This window comes from Rathayibacter sp. AY1F8, from assembly GCF_002932165.1.
Taxonomy (GTDB): Bacteria; Actinomycetota; Actinomycetes; order Actinomycetales; family Microbacteriaceae; genus Rathayibacter.
Map to the genome: position 1 here is coordinate 1 of NZ_PSVB01000025.1, position 14,482 is coordinate 14,482.

Consider the following 14,482-nt stretch of genomic DNA (forward strand, 5'->3'; position numbering starts at 1 on the left):
CACTGACCTCTATGACCGAGGGAAGGCAGTTCACGGCAACCGACTTCGCGAAGACCTACCGCTGCCCGTAGCTGGATACGCGACCGGTGAACGATCCCCATGCGGGACGGTCGGATTACCGGGGTTGATCCGCCCCTCCGAGCCGCGGAAGCACGCCCTCTACGCGCGTGTCCCGTCAAGCAGTCTTATGTGCTCCTCCTCGCTGGCCCTCCGCCAGCCGTAGGGCGCGACAACCAGGTACGTCACGCCGCCCTCCTCAACTCGGAGTCGTCCGCCGGAAAGCCCACCGGTCCCCACCTCTTCATCGATCCACACGAGCAGCTGCGAAGTCCAGTCCGCAGCATCTCGCGGGGTGGCATAGATCCAGGGCTGATCATTTCCCGACGACGGCAACGCGATCCTGATCCGAGCCGTGTGACCGCCGACCTGCACAAGCCGAAAGTCGAGCAGACCAGCGACCAGCCGCACGTCATCGATCCGGTAGTCGTACTCCGAAACCGGATGACGCCGCCGCATCCCGACAGCCTCGAGCGCTGCGGCAAGCTCGGCGTCCAGCAACATGCGCTGATCCTCCCAGACGCCCGGCCAGCGATCCTCTTACGGGACGTAACGCCTTCCGTGGGATGGCTCAGTCGGCAGATGCCGCGACTGTCGGCGGTTCGAGGCCGAGTCCTTCGCAGAAGGGGCCGGTGGGCTGGCCCGCTCTGTTCGGGAAGACGCCGAGCCTGGTGTCCGCGAGGACGCAGACCGTCGGGTTGGGTACGTCGATGGGTCCGCTTCCCGGGTAGGGCTCGTCGGGGACGGCGCTCCAGCTCGCTTCGCATCGTTCGAGGGCGGCGGCGACCCGCTCCGACAGTGGAAGCAGCTCGAATGTGTTGCGGTCATCGTCCACGAGGCTGCTCGTGCCGTGGTCCGCGCGGACGTCGGCGACGGAGTAGCAGTCGAAGCTCGTGTTCGCTTCGTCATTGCTGGCCTGCGTGACGGCAATCGCGGCGGCGCTGGTGCCGGTCGCGACGACGGCCGCGAGGCCGAGACCGACGAGGCGGCGGCGCTTGGTGGAGCGGTGGCGGGCAGCGATGTCGGTGAGGATGGTGGCGCGCATCCTGGTGAGCTGTTCCGTGGTCGGGCCGAGGTCGTGGGTCATCAGTTCTCCCTTTCAAAGGGGCGCAGGGTGGTGCGGAGTGAGGCCCGGAGCCTGCTGAGCCGGTTACGGATGGAACCGTGGGTGGAGCCGAGTGCTTTCGCGGCGTCGGCGTAGCTGCTGCCCTGCTCGATGCACAGGTAGTACAACGCTTGATCGGTGTCGGAGAGCTCGGAGACGGCTTCCTTGATCGCCGCGGCGAGCTGGCGCCTCGCGACTTCCTCGTCAGGGGTGCCGCGTCGATCCGGGTGCAGGGACAGGTCCGCGTCCTCGGTGCGGTTCCGTGCACGGGTCTTGGTTCGGATGAGGTTGAGGGCGGTGAACCGTGCGGTGGTAAGCAGCCACGGGAGGGCGGATGTGTCTACGATCGCGACGTCGTTGATCCGCGTCCACGTGGTGAGGAATACGTCTTGCACGACGTCTTCGGCGTCGGCGGGCGCGCGGACGATACTGAGGGCATAGCGGTAGGTCGTCGCCGCGTGCCGGTCGTAGAGCCGGCCGAACGCCGCCCGGTCGCCTCGGCGCGCGCCGTCCATCAGGGCGGCGTCATCGGTGCGCGCCGCAGCGTCTCGCGCGAGTGCTGCTGCTTCTGGTGGCGTGCTCATGCTCAGTGGTGTCCGATCCGAGCCGATCGTCTCAGACGAGATCCGCTTCGCAACTGTCCGGTCAACCATCCCCATACGGGACGCGCCCCGCACCTGCGTAACCGGCGACCAGCCCCCAGGACCTAGCCTCTGCCTATGCCTTCGCAGACATTCGATCGTGACGACCGCCGGCATCTAGCTCACGCGCTGCAGGCCGGCATGACGCACGGCAACATGAACACTTATCAGGAAACGTTCAACCTCAACACAACTGGCAATCTGCCTACTCGCAGCGCCGCGATCATCAGGCACATCTTCGAAAACGAAGCAGACACCGATCGGTACGTTCTGGATCTGCTCAACGCGCTCTACGTCGATCATCCTGCCTCCGAGTTCCGGATGGACTCTGACGCCTACCGCACTCTCGAAACCAGAGTGCTGAACCGCCACGGTGTCACGCGGACGTCTCAGGGGTACGTCCTGCCCGACCAGGGACAGCCGACAGCCGCAGCTCCCGCGTCCGCTGCTGAACCGGCGCCGCCCGCCACCCTTCCCCTCCCACCTCGGCCAACCGCTCCAACTGACCTCGATGCTCGCAAACGCGTAGCGGTGATCTACGGGCAGGATCAGAGGGCGCGGACGGCGATGTTCACCTTCTTGCGAGCGCTGCACCTGGTGCCGTTGGAGTTCGAGACGATCGTCAACGACTCAGGAGAGGGCAGCCCCTTCACCGGGGCCGCGATCGACTTGGCGTTCACTCGGGCTCAGGCCATCGTCGCGCTCATCACGCCTGACGAATGGGCGGCGCTTCACCCAGACCTCGGCGTGTCGATCCGACGACTTCAAGCTCGACCCAACGTGATCTTCGAAGCCGGGCTTGCTTTCGGTCGTGTTCCGAGCCGGACCATCATCGTCACCTACGGGGACAGTGATCTGTGGAGCGATATCGACGGTCGACACCGCGTGGCGATGGACAACTCCCCTGAGCGCCGACAGGCGCTTCGGGATCGACTGCAACAAGCAGGATGCCTCATCACCCACGTCAGCTCGGACTACCTGTCCGCCTCAGGTGGCGGAGATTTCTCCGACTTCGCACGTTTGAGGTGACGGTCGGCGCCGACCGCGTCGCCACGGCATTGCGGCTGGGGTGGGCCGAGCCTGCGCTTGCAGTCAACCAGCCGGGGTCGCGTCCGGATAGTGCGCTCAGGAGAGGTCGGCCGCGCCGTCTCCAATGAAGCGAACGACGGCCGTTTCTTGCATGTCCTGGGGCTGCCAGAACAGGTAGTACGCCTGATCTCGGCCCCGCACTCGGACAGTGACAACGAAGGCGTTTGCTGGGCGGATGAGCTTGTTGCGCAGACGCCAGTGCCCCGGATCGGCGGGGTCATCTCGTTCGAGGAGGTCAAAAATCTCATCGAACGCGTCCGCGAGGTCGGGATCCTGCGCATCGTATAGGGCGAACTGCGCTGTTACTCGCGGGTCCATCTTGAGGTGCATTCACTCATCCTACACCCGTTTGCCCCATTACCCCAGCTCCCACTTGCGGCGCGACGGTTTAGGGGTAAACTGGCACGCACAAGACGGTCCCAGAGCGGACCACACAGACACAGACACAGACACAAGAACTGAAAAGTAGGCGACCATGAGCACCCTCATCCAGGTCGACGGAAGGAAGCGCGTGAGCCTCGGCAAGCTTGCGCAGCACGGCCAGTACCTCGTGACCGAGGAGCCCGGTGGGCGCCTCGTTCTTGAGCCGGCTGTTGTCCTGACCGTCGCTGAACAAAACTTCCTCAACGACCCCAGGCTCGTTGCGGCCCTTCAGGAGACCGCAGATACGAGTACGGCAACCGATGGGCGGCCCGCGCGCCGTCACAACGCATCTAGGGCAGCCTGATCGCGATGCCAAAAGGCCGGAGTCCGCTCGGGCTCCGGCCTTCCTCGCCTAAGGCGCAAGCCAAAGCCAAAACACCTGCTCAGCGCGCGTCGAGGGTCGCTACCGTAGCTGCATGAGCGACGAGCCTGATGGAACTGACGCACCTGAAACGCTGACCGGATCGACGTCGAGCACGAGGGGTCCTCGTTCGGAGTCTCCGAAGCAGCGTTACCTCGACCAGCTCATTGCTGAGGACTACGACAGCATGGGCGAAGGCGCGCGCCGAGAGATGCTCGAGGACTGACCTCGGATCTCGTGCCTGCGCGTCGCGGGGTACCGTCGTAGCCAGCAATGTCCGCGGTCGAACCTAGGGTGGGAAAGTGAAACTGCTGCCCGGCGACTCCGCGGAACTGCGCAAGGCGCGGGGCGCGTTCTTCACGCCGCCTGCGATTGCTGAACACCTGGCCGAGTGGGCCATCCGTGGGGATGCGGGCGCGAGTGTCCTCGATCCCACCTGCGGCGAAGCGGTGTTCCTCATCGCCGCAGGCCAGGAGTTGAAGCGCCTCGGGCAGACCGCCGGCGACCTCGACAGCCAGCTCTTCGGCGTTGATCTTCACGAAGCGTCCCTCGTTGAAGCGATGACGCTACTGGAGGACGAGGGGCTGGACGGGACGCTGATCGCGTCTGATTTCTTTGCCGTGCAGACCCCAGACATGCTCGGCGCGACCGTCCCGTTCGTTGACGCGGTGATCGGAAACCCGCCGTTCGTGCGCTACCAGGAGCACGTGGGCGTGTCCCGGCGCCTGTCGGCGGAGGCGGCTCTGCGAGGCGGCGTCCGCCTCAGCGGCCTCGCGTCCTCATGGGCGGCGAGCCTGGTGCACTCGGCCGGGTTCTTAAAGCCCGATGGACGGCTGGCGATGGTTCTGCCGGCGGAGCTGCTGACGGTCGGATACGCCGAACCGATCCGCGCGTGGCTGCGGAGCCGATTCGAGCGCGTGAGCCTTGTGCTCTTCGAACGACTTCAGTTCGAGGGTGCACTGGCCGACGTCGTGCTCCTGCTGGCCGAGGGTCGCGGTGGTTGCGACTCGTTCTCGCTGTATCACGTCGACTCCGCCGACGACCTCGCTCAGCTCCGCCCGTACACGCACACGAACGTCACCCCGCCGACGTCGGGTAAGTGGACTGACATCCTCATCCCCAAGAAGCAGCGGGGCCTGTACCGCGAGGTCATCGGCAGCCACTTCTCCGCACTCGGTGACTACGGGCGCGTCGAGTTGGGTGCCGTCACCGGCGGCAACTCGTTCTTCGCACTGACTGAGGCGACGCGGCTTGAATACGGGCTCGCGGAGAGCCAGCTCGTCAAGATCAGCCCACCCGGAACTCGCCACTTCCACTCGTCCGTGTTCACCGCGAAGCACTGGCAGGAGCTGCGCGAGCGCGGTGAGCGCGTGTGGCTCTTCCGGCCCGCGCCCACCGACGACTCCGATGCGCGCCGCGCGTACACCGCCTACGGCGAATCCCTGCACGTCAACGAGGCGTACAAGTGCCAGATCCGATCGCCGTGGTGGCGTCCTCCGGTCGCGGCTCCGCCGGACCTCTTCTTCACCTACATGAGCCACAACTACCCGCGGCTGATCACGAACACGGCGAAGGTCGGGTTCCTGAACTCCATGCACGGCATTCGGCTCCACGCTGACGCTTCGGCGGACGCCGCGGCCGCGCTGCCCCTGCTGTGCTTGAACTCCGCGACCATGCTCGGCGCGGAAATCAACGGCCGCTCCTACGGCGGCGGCATCCTGAAAATGGAGCCGCGCGAAGCAACCAGTCTCCCCGTCCCCAACGCGAGCGTCCTGGCCGCCGCATGGGCGGAACTGAAACCGATGAAGTCGAAACTGGAGAAGCAGCTCGCCGCCGGTGAGTGGACCGAAGTCGCGAAGCGCGTCGACGCCGCAGTGTTGGGTACCGGCGTCGGACTGGCCGAGGCCGAGATCGCGGAACTCCTCGAAGCAGCACGGCAGCTTCGATCCCGCCGACTCAACCGAGGAGAGTGACCCCATCGCGGACATCGATTCCCCCGAAGACCTCGACGCGCCAGGAGATGTGGCTGACGCGCGGCGCGCATCCCGGGACCCTGCTGATCAAGCGCGAGTCGAGGCCCTGGTCGGGAATCCCGCCCAGAAGCTCCTCCTCCTCAAGGAGCGGATTCAGGACGAGCACATTCGCGAGTTCAGTCGCGTCGAGGTCGACTTCCTCGACCTGCTGTGGTCGATCGACACCTACCGGCGCGAACACGTCATCCCCCGCACCCCGCGAGCGGTCGGAGCCGCCGTCGACAAGGACGAAACCGGCGAAGGCCTCTACCGCAGCAAAGGCAACTGGTTCTCCGAAATCATGGCCCTGATCCTCGGCAACAAGACCACCAGCGTCCTCGCGTCCAGGAGCAAGATCGCCGGCTTCTCGCAGAACCACCAGATCGACATCGCCTGGCCCGACCGCGACACAGCAGTTTTACGCGATCCCCTCATCTGCTGTGAAGCGAAGCTCACCGGAGCACCTGGAGTGAAGGGCGGCAAGCCCCGCGGTGGTCTCGCCGACTGGACCAACCGGCGCAAAGAACTGAAGTTCCAGGCAACGGACCTGAAACTTGCTCGGCACAGCACCAGCATCCACAACTGGAACGCGTGGAGGAAGAAAGCCGATCCTCGGGTATACACCCTGTGGGCCGCGCGACTCGAAAGCGTCACCGGTAACCATGATGAGGCGAAGCAGTACGCCCGCATGGTGAAAGAAGCACAGATCTTGACCGCCACCTACTCCGATGGAGTGGGTATCTACGCATTCAAACCCGACGACCTCAACCAGCGGTACGTTCCGGTGACAGTTTCGACCGATGCCGCTGCCCGGGTTACGACCTTGGATGAAGTACTGGATGAAATTGCGGGGGAAATCAAAGAACGGATGGAGGAGCACGGCAACCGTGTCCCACCTCCCCGCCCGTCACAGCCTCCTCTCGCCATCGACATCTCAGACGACGACTCCGACCAACTTCCGTCGTCCTGACTGGTGTCGGGGGAGCGTGAGGGGGTCGCCCCTCACGGGCCGGCCCGGGAGGCCGGCCCGCACCGCTCACTGGCGCGACCTGGCGCTCGAAGCGTCGATGGTCCCGGCAAGGCGGCGGATGATTTGCAGGGCGTGAGCGTGCTGCTCGGCGGTGATTCCGACGCTCTTGGTCGGGGAGTAGTCGAGCAATCCGGGCGATCGGAGCCAGTTTGCGGCGACCTGCGCCTGTGGCTTCCGCAGGAGTCGGGCAGTCTGGCGGAGGTCGCGCAGGATCGGGTTGTTCCGCTGAGCGCTCATCAGGCGTCCGTCTCGGTCGTCGCAGGAAGGCCGAGGAGGTCGCGCACGCGCGCTTCCTGCTCCGGGGTGAGGGGCACGGTGTCTCCCGTGTCGGCGTTCCCGCCGAGGACCACGGCGCTCCCGTAGACGGGGCTGGGGTAGCCGAGGAGGTTGGCCAGGAACGTCGCGGGGCGGTTAATGGTGCTCCCGTTGATCATGCCCTCGTCATCGACCCATAGATCGATCCCGTGCTTGCAGCGGATCACGTCAAACCAGTGGCAGCCGATCGCCGCCTGCAACTCAGCGACGTGCGCTTCCTCTCCCGGGTCCGCAATGCTCACCGTCTCGAATTCATCGGCCGTGATGCGAATGGCATCCATCTCTGCTCTCCCTTACTGATCGTTTTTCTTTGCCTCTCCGGCGAGTGAAAACCAATTGAGTGGAGCTGGCGGAGTGCTGGCTCTCTCGGGCGAAATAAGGGAGCTTGCGACCGCGTCCGAGAGAGACGGCACGCAGCCGGCGGAGCGAAATAGGTTGAAACCGCGGAGAGGTGAAGAAAACAGAAAAAGAGCCGCGTAGCGGCTTCCTCTTGGCGGTGCTCCGTCACCGCTGCGCGGGCAAAGCTCGCGCCTGAAAGAGAAAGCCAGAGGAGCTGGACCGAACTTGCCAAGTTCTTACGTGGACTAGGCAAAGCCAGTGGCGGCTGAGTTCAAGCGCCTGTGTGGTGTCTCACGGGCCTACAGGTTCGAGCGGGAGACTCCATCCCTCGGGCTTGTCGACGGCCTGGCCGTCGCGGTCGGTGAACACGTAGAAGTAGAACGTCGAGAGCCGCTTGTCGTTGTTGCCCGACAGGGCGCCGGCCGAGTAGAGCCGGCTCGCCCACGACTCCCCCACGGCCGCCTGCGCCCATGCGGCGTACTCGTCAGTGTCGAGGATCTCTGAGTTCCCGACGAGGAGATTCGAGCCCTTCACGGACACGCTGACGAGCGAGAGTGCCGGGTCGACGCCGGAGTCGGGTTCGAGCTGCGCGGCTGGGCCGCGGTCCATAATGACCGACACCTCTGCACGCCGGTTGGTCAGTGAGCGACCGCGCAGGCGCGGGAGGCTCGACGCGCGCGCTCGCGCTGCGGCGATCGCCTGGGCGTCGGTCATGCCGGCGCCGGCTATCCGCTCCCCCGCGTCGGTGAAGAGGGTGCGCTGCATCGCGCGGATGTCGCGCTCGTGCTTGTTGACGATCTTGCAAACAAGTGCCGAAACCATCCTCGGATTTTACGGAGGAGGACGCGCGCCCCTCAGCCGAGCGTGGCACGCTGGCGACATGAGTACTCCCCGGACTCCTCGGACGCCGCTGGCGTGGACCGCGTCGATCGCGAACGGCGGGGTGTGGGGCGGGCTGTCGCTGATGTTCCTCGGAATCGCAGGCGAGCAGACCTACGCGGCGTTCAGCGGTGAGTGGTTCAACGTCCTGGGCTGGGTGCTGATCGTCGCCGTCGCCGTGGGCCTGGCGGTCGTCGGCGTGATCGAGAACCGGAACATTCGAGCGGGGAAGACCTACAAGCCGCGACCCCGCCGCTGACGGCCGTTCGGGCGCGCCTGGCCGTTCCGGGCGTGCGGCGAGCGGTCGAGGGGGCTCTCCTCCTCGGGGCCGGTCCGACGAGGGCCGGCCCTGCATGTTCGGTGGGTCACTCCCCCATCGGTCGGCCCTGGGGCAGCTCGCGCGCTCCAACGGACGGGAACGGCTGGCCTCCGTTGTACTGAGCTTCGAGCCTCGCCACCTTCTCCATCACCGCGTCATTGATGAACTGCGAGAGAGTGCGGGTGCCTTCTTGGACCTGGGTGTGTCGGATCGCGCCGCGTACTCGAGACGTGTCCACGGGGTCCTGGTAGAAGCTCACCTTGGGCGGGTACTTCGGCTTCGTCATCGGCTTCGCGGCCGGCGTCTCCTGCTGTTCGATCGCGGGGGCCGGCGGCGCCGACCGAGCCGGGCTGTCCTGCGGAGCCGGCGGCTCTGCTGCCGGCTCCGCAGCCGCGATCTGAGGCGGGGTGATGGGATTTGCTCCGGCCAGGCTGGACTTACGGGGTGCGGGGCGGTTCACGGGCGTTCTCCTTCGATGCTGGCCAGGTGGTCGGCGTAGATGGCGCCGAGTGCGGATGCTTCGGCGCTCCCCCACTCGTCCAGGCCGCGGGCGGCCTCGGTCGCGTCCGCGATGACGACGCGCTTGGGGATCGGCGGGAGTAGGACACTGAGGCCCCGGGCCTCCGCGGCGCTGCGCAGCTCTTCCAGCCACGTCGCGCCACTGACGGTGCGCTCTTCGTGCTGGTTGACGATGATTCCCGCGACGCGCAGCTCGGCGTTGTAGTAGCCGCGAACGTTCTCGATGGTGTCGAGGAGCTGCGCGAGCCCGTTGGTGCTCCACAGCTTCGAGTGGGTGACCACCACGACGCCCTGGGCGGCCGTCAGGCCGTTGATCGTGAGCTGATCCAGCGACGGGGCGCAGTCGATGAGGATCAGGTCGTAGTCGTCCGCTACGGCCGCGAGAGCGCGGCGCAGCCGCCCCTCTCGCCCCGCTCCGGCGATGACCAGCTCGTCGCGGACGTAACCGAGAGTGACGCCGGTGGTGGGCACGACATCGAGCCCCGGCCAGACCCCCGCCACGATGACGTCGCGCAGTGTCTCTGGCGCGCGCTCGCTGAGCGCGTCTGCCAAGCCTGCCTGGTCGTCTGCGACGCCCTCGGCGGCGGCCACGGCGGTGAGGTTGCCCTGGGGGTCGTTGTCGACCACCAACACTCGCTGTCCGCGCAGCACTGCGGCGCGGGCTAGATGGAACGTGGTGGTGCTCTTGCCCACACCGCCCTTCTGGTTGCAGAGGGCGAATATCTGAGCGGTCATGGTGGTACCTCCAATGAGGAACAGTACTGTTACCGGGAGCCTAGCGGCAATCCCGGTAACAGTACCATTCGGGTTAGTTTGCGATAAGGGCCGCGTCGCCAAGGATCGCGGCCTGCGCCTGCTGCGCGAGTGCCCACCGGTCGGCCAATGCGGCCTGGTCTTGGGGTGAGTAGTCGCCGTGCTCGGCCTGGTACTTGAAGTCCTCGTAACCGCGCTCAGCGAAAGCCAGCAGCGCCTCCACACCCGCGCGCAGATCGTCGGAGACGACGAGCGTCCGCGCGTCGTCGACGTCGATCGTCAACGGGTCGTAGAGGTTCGTCAGGCGCAGCACGTACCCGGCGGGCGTGAGGTCGACGTGCGCGCCGAACACGGTGCGCTCCTCGTTGTCCTCGAAGTCGACGCGCCCGAACGTCTCGCGCTCGCTTGTGGGCTCCCAGAGCTGCGGCTGAAGCCGCTCCCCCGTGTCGTAGGGGGTAAGTGCCGATGCGGTCATGGCGTGATCCTCTCTCCTGTTACTACTAATAGTACTATTCGAGTTATTGTGAGTCAAGCGCGAGCGGGGGTGAGGAACGCGACCAGCGCGGCGGCGTAGGCGGTGCCGTCGTCAGTGACGGGGAACCCGCCCGGGCCACCCTCCCCGGGGAGGGCGAGCGTGTTGCGGACGTGCGCGAGGATCGCCGCATCCGAGTCGGACTCGAACGACTCGGGCTCGTCCTGGCGGTGGGTGGCACAGATGAGCGCGAGCTGGTCGGCGCTCGCGCGCCCACCGTCGACGGTGGACGCGCTGCGGTCGGTCTGAGGCTGGTTCTTCATGATGCTCCAATGCTGGTAAAAGTACTATTTAGGTCGGCTGGGATGAGCGGTGCTATCCGAAGGCGCCAGCCCAGCACGCGGGGTGGGTACCCGAGATGAGCAGCTCGCGCTGGTCCGCCGGGACATCCGGCAGCACGTCCTGGATGGGCGTTCCGGTCCGGTAGAGCGCCGCCTGATTGGCGGTCAGCTCGACGCGGCTGGCCTCGCCGCAGAACATGCACTTGCGGGTGGTCACTGTTGTGGTGGTCATGTGGTCCTCCAAACCTTCTACCCCTAATAGTACTATTGCCGCCACCGGATGGCAACGGCAATAGTACTATTGGGCTCAAATTTCTTCGGTGTCGGCGTCCTCGTCGGCGGTCAGCGCGTCGGCCAGGGTGTGTGCAGCGCGCAGCACCCGGGCGGCGGTGCTCTTGATCGTCTCGGGCTCGCCGTTGCTCCAGTTGGCGACGTATCCGATGCTGTAGGCGCTGGTGTCGAGCCCGAGAATCCCAGCGACGACGTACGCGACGCTCTCGGCCTCGGTCTCCTTGATGCCGCGGTGCTCGATGTACTCTTCCTCGTCCTCCTCGGCGTGGAGGATGACGTGCGCGGCCTCGTGCAGCGCAGTCTTGGCGGCCTGGGCGGGGGAGAGGTTGGCGTCGATCACGACGCGGCACGTGCCGTCCGTGGTCGTGTAGCCGTTGGCCTCACCGGGGATGTTCTCGCGCTCGACGGTCCATCCCTCCTCGGAGAGGTAATCCTCGACGGCCGCCGTGATGCCGAGCAAGTCGTCACCCGTGAGCCGCTGTGCGAGCGCCTGGGGGTCGCCCGCCTCGGGGTCGATGAGGTCCGTCTGGCTGATGTCGAACACGGAGAGGATGGGGAAGAACCGAACGACCTTCTGCCCCTCCTCGTCGGTCGTCGTCTCCTCGCCCTCTGCGACGTCCTCGGCGGCTACCTTCTTCTGACGGAAGCCGAAGATTCGGATGCCGCGCTCGCCCTTCCGCACCTGGCGGCCGAGCGCCTGCCACTTGCGGAACCCGGCGACGCGGCTCGCGGTGGGCATCTGGCTGAGTATCAGAAGAACGTTGTTGAGCGAGTAGGAGTGGAACGCCTGCGCGAAGGTCAGGAAGCGCGTCCACTGCTCCGTGCCGCGCAGCTCCTCGACCTGCTCAGCGATCGACGCTTGCAGCGCCTCGGCCTGCTCGCGGCGCTCTTCGGCGGTCTTGGTGCTGGTGATCTTGCGGGCCATTTCGGTTACCTCCGTTGATGGTATTAGTACTGTTAGCTCTCGCTGTCCCCCACGTTTTTTTGCCGTGGAGGCGGTTTTCCGCCTTAGCAACCGGAGGGCGTAGTGCAACCCGGAGGGCGGCGGGGGAGAGAGTTTCGGCGCGAAATAAGGGAGCGCAGCGACCGCGTGCCGAAAGTCTCGGAGGAGCTGGTGGCGGAGCCACTTGAACGGAGCCCGTAGGTGGCTACGAGGGAGCGCAGCGACCGAGCCGCCGAAGGCTTCACGGCAAAGAAACGGCACCCGAAGGGTGCATTTAGTCGGCCGGCTCGCCGGCCGTCCCTCACGACGCGCAGCGTCGAGGCTCTATAGAGCAGCCGGCGCCGACCTGGCTTCGACGGCAGAGGCCCAAACCCAGAGCCGGCGGCTGGTGTCGCGGTCCTGCCACTCGACCATGACGGCTCGGGCGGTCCAGGCGATCGCGAAGCCCTCAACGCGAACGGGGGTGCCGGGGTAGCGGACCCAAGCCCAGACGGGCAGGGGAGTGGCGGCCCAGGTGGGCCGCTGCCGGGTCTTGTCCAACTCGTCGTCGGTCAGGCCGATGGGGTGGCCGCGGCCGGCCGTCTCTTCGATGCGTCGATCGATCTGTGCGCCGACGTGGCGCTCGTAGCGTCGGTTCGTTCCCACGCCGCCAGTAGAACATATGTTCGAACGCGTGCAATCGACGTCATGCGGCGGTCGAGGACCACCAGAGCGAGCCGGGGGCGAGCATGCCGGTGCGTCCCCAGTGCAGCGCCTCGCGGTGATCGCCGCGGCCGGCGGCGTCGCGGGGGTAGAGCGGCCAGACGCGCTCACCAGCGGTGCTGTCCTCGAAAAGGGGACGGCTCGACACGTGTCGGCGTCGCGGTCGTTGCCTGGGGGAGGAGGAGCGGTGGGCGAGCTCGGCTAGCCACCAGGCCCAGACTTCGCGCTCGACGTCGTAGCGGTGCGCTCGATCCTTCAAGGCTCCGTCGACGCCGATCGCGCGAGCGGCGGCGGTTCGGAGGTCACGCTTGGCCTGGGTCCAGCCGTTGGTGTGCTTGATGATCAGGCGGTGGGTGCGGAGGCGGGAGAGGGCTGTGGCGGCGGTGCGGGTAGTCACTCCCAGCAGCGTGGCGGCGGCGTCGACGGCGAGGGTTCCTTCTCGGCGCAGCAGCGCGTACGCCTTCCCTGCCAGGTGTCCGAGACCGCCGCGGGTGAAGAGGTCGTGCCGAGTGTCCGTGAGGTCGGCCTCGAGCGTGGTGAGGAGCATGGTTCGTTCGGTGAAGAGCGGCCCGGGGGGGCGGGGGTTATTAGTGGTTGTGACCGGACCTTGCAGGGAGCCTGTGGAAAAGTGTTCGGAGAGTCGCCATTCGCTGGCGTTGGATCCGTCTGCGCGGACGGCGAGCTGCACGTAGCCGTCCTCGCGCAGCGTCCGCAGGGCGCTGGCGGCCGTGGTGCGGCCCAGGCCGGCCAGGAGGGCGAGGTCACGGATAGATGCGGCGACGGTGCGCTTGCCGGTGTGCAGGGTGAGGTAGGCCAGGGCGGTGAGGATCGTCTTCTCCGACGTCGCCCGCTCGGTCCTGCCCCACCGGCCCGGGCTCACCCGGAACCGGTCGAGGAGGGCGCTGACGGCGCCGACGAGGCTGTCCAGCTCCGCCAGGTCGCTCGGCTCGCGCTCGGGCGGGAGAACGGCGTGCAGCGCCGCGTACTGGCGGGCCTTCTCCCACTGCCGCGCCAGGCGCTCGGCGGCCTCGTCGCGGGCGCGGGGCCGGCGGTGGCCGCGGCCGGTGTTCTTGGTGCGGTAGTGCTCCATCCCGGGAGCGGTGCGAGCGGCGTGCTCGACGTCGGTCAAGGACCAGCCGGCGTGCGCGGCGGAGAGCAGGCACATGAACGCGGTCCACGACGGATTCGCGCCGCCTCCAGGCGTGGCCATGTGGGCGGCGCCGGCAGCGCTGAGCGCTCGGTGCGTGTGGTGTGCGGTGGCGGTGGGTACTGGGGGAGTGGCGTCGACGCGCCGCGGCGGCCGGGACGCTTCGAGGGCGTCCGTGACGGCCTCGATCGCGGCCGCGGTGACGGTCTTGTCCAGCAGCTCCTCTGCGCGGCCGCGGAGGACGCTCGAGAAGCTGCCGTCGCGGTGCGGGGACAGCGGCGGGCGGGCGGCGCCGGTGCGCGGGTTGCGGAGCATCCCGTGGTCCAGGGTGCGGAAGTTTGCTCGAGCGGCGATCGCCAATCGGGCCACCAGCTCGGCCGGAGCGCCTTCCGCGAGAGCGACCCACAGGTGCCGGCCTCCGGTGCCGGAGGACTGGCACACGACGTGAGCGACCTGGTGCGCGTCGAGGACGGCAGAGAGGGCGTCGCAGTCGTCTGCGGCCTGCTCCATGAGGTCGGCGTCGACGCCGTGGGAGTCCTTGCCGTCGAAGTCGAAGCACAGCAGCCGGAACGCTCCGGCGTCGTCGGTCAGATAGATCGCCCACGGCGCGGCCGGCGCGACGGCGGAGACGGGGAACGCGGCCGGATAGGCGTTCTCGTCCAGGCGCCCGTAGGCGTCCGGACGCATCGTGCGCACCGCGGCACGGGGGCTCAGCCTGCGCGTCAGTGCCCAGGGCGCCGAGAA

At 67.0% G+C, this 14,482-nt stretch carries 21 protein-coding genes; 6 read left to right on the forward strand and 15 right to left on the reverse strand.

The features are described 5' to 3' along the window. Positions 1 to 159: 159 nt before the first annotated feature. From C5C35_RS14505 to C5C35_RS14515, 3 genes are all read right to left on the reverse strand, one after another. On the reverse strand, positions 160 to 561 hold the full coding sequence (locus tag C5C35_RS14505) for a hypothetical protein (RefSeq protein WP_104223337.1): 402 nt from the start codon (positions 559 to 561) through the stop codon (positions 160 to 162). Between the two features lie 67 nt (positions 562 to 628). Further along, the gene (locus tag C5C35_RS14510; protein WP_104263426.1) at positions 629 to 1,144 is read right to left on the reverse strand and encodes a hypothetical protein; all 516 of its coding nucleotides are present in this window, start codon (positions 1,142 to 1,144) and stop codon (positions 629 to 631) included. After that, positions 1,144 to 1,815: an RNA polymerase sigma factor gene (locus C5C35_RS14515; protein WP_181065556.1), complete on the reverse strand. Its 672-nt coding sequence runs from the start codon at positions 1,813 to 1,815 to the stop codon at positions 1,144 to 1,146. Before C5C35_RS14515 ends, C5C35_RS14510 begins: the two co-directional genes overlap by 1 nt. 66 nt (positions 1,816 to 1,881) lie before the next feature. Here C5C35_RS14515 and C5C35_RS14520 point away from each other — a divergent pair, with 66 nt between their 5' ends. Further along, on the forward strand, positions 1,882 to 2,832 hold the full coding sequence (locus C5C35_RS14520) for a TIR domain-containing protein (RefSeq protein WP_104263459.1): 951 nt from the start codon (positions 1,882 to 1,884) through the stop codon (positions 2,830 to 2,832). A gap of 96 nt (positions 2,833 to 2,928) precedes the next feature. On the opposite strand, the gene C5C35_RS14525 is transcribed toward C5C35_RS14520, so the two are convergent. Next, positions 2,929 to 3,222, reverse strand: coding sequence for a hypothetical protein (locus C5C35_RS14525; protein WP_104263428.1), 294 nt, complete (start codon positions 3,220 to 3,222; stop codon positions 2,929 to 2,931). A gap of 145 nt (positions 3,223 to 3,367) precedes the next feature. Here C5C35_RS14525 and C5C35_RS14530 point away from each other — a divergent pair, with 145 nt between their 5' ends. The 4 genes from C5C35_RS14530 to C5C35_RS14540 all read left to right on the forward strand — a co-directional run bounded on the left by C5C35_RS14530 (position 3,368) and on the right by C5C35_RS14540 (position 6,658). Then, a complete protein-coding gene (locus C5C35_RS14530; protein ID WP_104263429.1) occupies positions 3,368 to 3,619 on the forward strand; it encodes a hypothetical protein in 252 nt (83 codons plus the stop codon). Positions 3,620 to 3,731: 112 nt separating this feature from the next. Continuing rightward, positions 3,732 to 3,902 (forward strand): hypothetical protein, encoded by a 171-nt coding sequence (locus tag C5C35_RS17055; protein ID WP_181065555.1) that lies wholly within the window; start codon positions 3,732 to 3,734, stop codon positions 3,900 to 3,902. Positions 3,903 to 3,978: 76 nt separating this feature from the next. After that, positions 3,979 to 5,649, forward strand: a complete 1,671-nt coding sequence (locus tag C5C35_RS14535) for an N-6 DNA methylase (protein ID WP_104263430.1) — start codon at positions 3,979 to 3,981, stop codon at positions 5,647 to 5,649. A gap of 49 nt (positions 5,650 to 5,698) precedes the next feature. Beyond that, positions 5,699 to 6,658, forward strand: coding sequence for a hypothetical protein (locus C5C35_RS14540; RefSeq protein WP_104263431.1), 960 nt, complete (start codon positions 5,699 to 5,701; stop codon positions 6,656 to 6,658). Between the two features lie 66 nt (positions 6,659 to 6,724). Here C5C35_RS14540 and C5C35_RS14545 read toward each other — a convergent pair whose 3' ends face one another. The 3 genes from C5C35_RS14545 to C5C35_RS14555 all read right to left on the reverse strand — a co-directional run bounded on the left by C5C35_RS14545 (position 6,725) and on the right by C5C35_RS14555 (position 8,194). Beyond that, positions 6,725 to 6,955, reverse strand: a complete 231-nt coding sequence (locus tag C5C35_RS14545; protein ID WP_104263432.1) for a hypothetical protein — start codon at positions 6,953 to 6,955, stop codon at positions 6,725 to 6,727. Then, the gene (locus tag C5C35_RS14550; RefSeq protein ID WP_104263433.1) at positions 6,955 to 7,314 is read right to left on the reverse strand and encodes a DUF3846 domain-containing protein; all 360 of its coding nucleotides are present in this window, start codon (positions 7,312 to 7,314) and stop codon (positions 6,955 to 6,957) included. Before C5C35_RS14550 ends, C5C35_RS14545 begins: the two co-directional genes overlap by 1 nt. A 349-nt stretch (positions 7,315 to 7,663) precedes the next feature. Continuing rightward, a complete protein-coding gene (locus C5C35_RS14555; protein ID WP_104292760.1) occupies positions 7,664 to 8,194 on the reverse strand; it encodes a hypothetical protein in 531 nt (176 codons plus the stop codon). Between the two features lie 58 nt (positions 8,195 to 8,252). On the opposite strand from C5C35_RS14555, the gene C5C35_RS14560 reads away from it, so the two are divergent. Next, positions 8,253 to 8,510, forward strand: a complete 258-nt coding sequence (locus C5C35_RS14560) for a hypothetical protein (protein WP_104263435.1) — start codon at positions 8,253 to 8,255, stop codon at positions 8,508 to 8,510. Positions 8,511 to 8,616: 106 nt separating this feature from the next. On the opposite strand, the gene C5C35_RS14565 is transcribed toward C5C35_RS14560, so the two are convergent. From C5C35_RS14565 to C5C35_RS14600, 8 genes are all read right to left on the reverse strand, one after another. Further along, positions 8,617 to 9,030 (reverse strand): hypothetical protein, encoded by a 414-nt coding sequence (locus C5C35_RS14565; protein WP_104263436.1) that lies wholly within the window; start codon positions 9,028 to 9,030, stop codon positions 8,617 to 8,619. Continuing rightward, a complete protein-coding gene (locus C5C35_RS14570; protein ID WP_104263437.1) occupies positions 9,027 to 9,824 on the reverse strand; it encodes a ParA family protein in 798 nt (265 codons plus the stop codon). The genes C5C35_RS14565 and C5C35_RS14570 overlap by 4 nt, the downstream gene beginning before the upstream one ends. Before the next feature lie 73 nt (positions 9,825 to 9,897). Next, positions 9,898 to 10,317 carry a hypothetical protein gene (locus tag C5C35_RS14575; protein WP_104263438.1) on the reverse strand — a complete coding sequence of 140 codons (420 nt, stop codon included), beginning with the start codon at positions 10,315 to 10,317 and terminating at the stop codon, positions 9,898 to 9,900. A gap of 53 nt (positions 10,318 to 10,370) precedes the next feature. Continuing rightward, positions 10,371 to 10,637 (reverse strand): hypothetical protein, encoded by a 267-nt coding sequence (locus C5C35_RS14580; protein WP_104263439.1) that lies wholly within the window; start codon positions 10,635 to 10,637, stop codon positions 10,371 to 10,373. Positions 10,638 to 10,689: 52 nt separating this feature from the next. Continuing rightward, complete coding sequence (locus tag C5C35_RS14585; protein ID WP_104263440.1) at positions 10,690 to 10,887, reverse strand: hypothetical protein; 198 nt, start codon at positions 10,885 to 10,887, stop codon at positions 10,690 to 10,692. Positions 10,888 to 10,962: 75 nt separating this feature from the next. Beyond that, positions 10,963 to 11,871: an ArdC-like ssDNA-binding domain-containing protein gene (locus tag C5C35_RS14590; RefSeq protein ID WP_104263441.1), complete on the reverse strand. Its 909-nt coding sequence runs from the start codon at positions 11,869 to 11,871 to the stop codon at positions 10,963 to 10,965. Between the two features lie 342 nt (positions 11,872 to 12,213). Next, positions 12,214 to 12,534 carry a hypothetical protein gene (locus C5C35_RS14595; protein WP_104263442.1) on the reverse strand — a complete coding sequence of 107 codons (321 nt, stop codon included), beginning with the start codon at positions 12,532 to 12,534 and terminating at the stop codon, positions 12,214 to 12,216. Positions 12,535 to 12,574: 40 nt separating this feature from the next. Further along, positions 12,575 to 14,425: a hypothetical protein gene (locus C5C35_RS14600; protein ID WP_374953064.1), complete on the reverse strand. Its 1,851-nt coding sequence runs from the start codon at positions 14,423 to 14,425 to the stop codon at positions 12,575 to 12,577. Between the last annotated feature and the right edge of the window lie 57 nt (positions 14,426 to 14,482).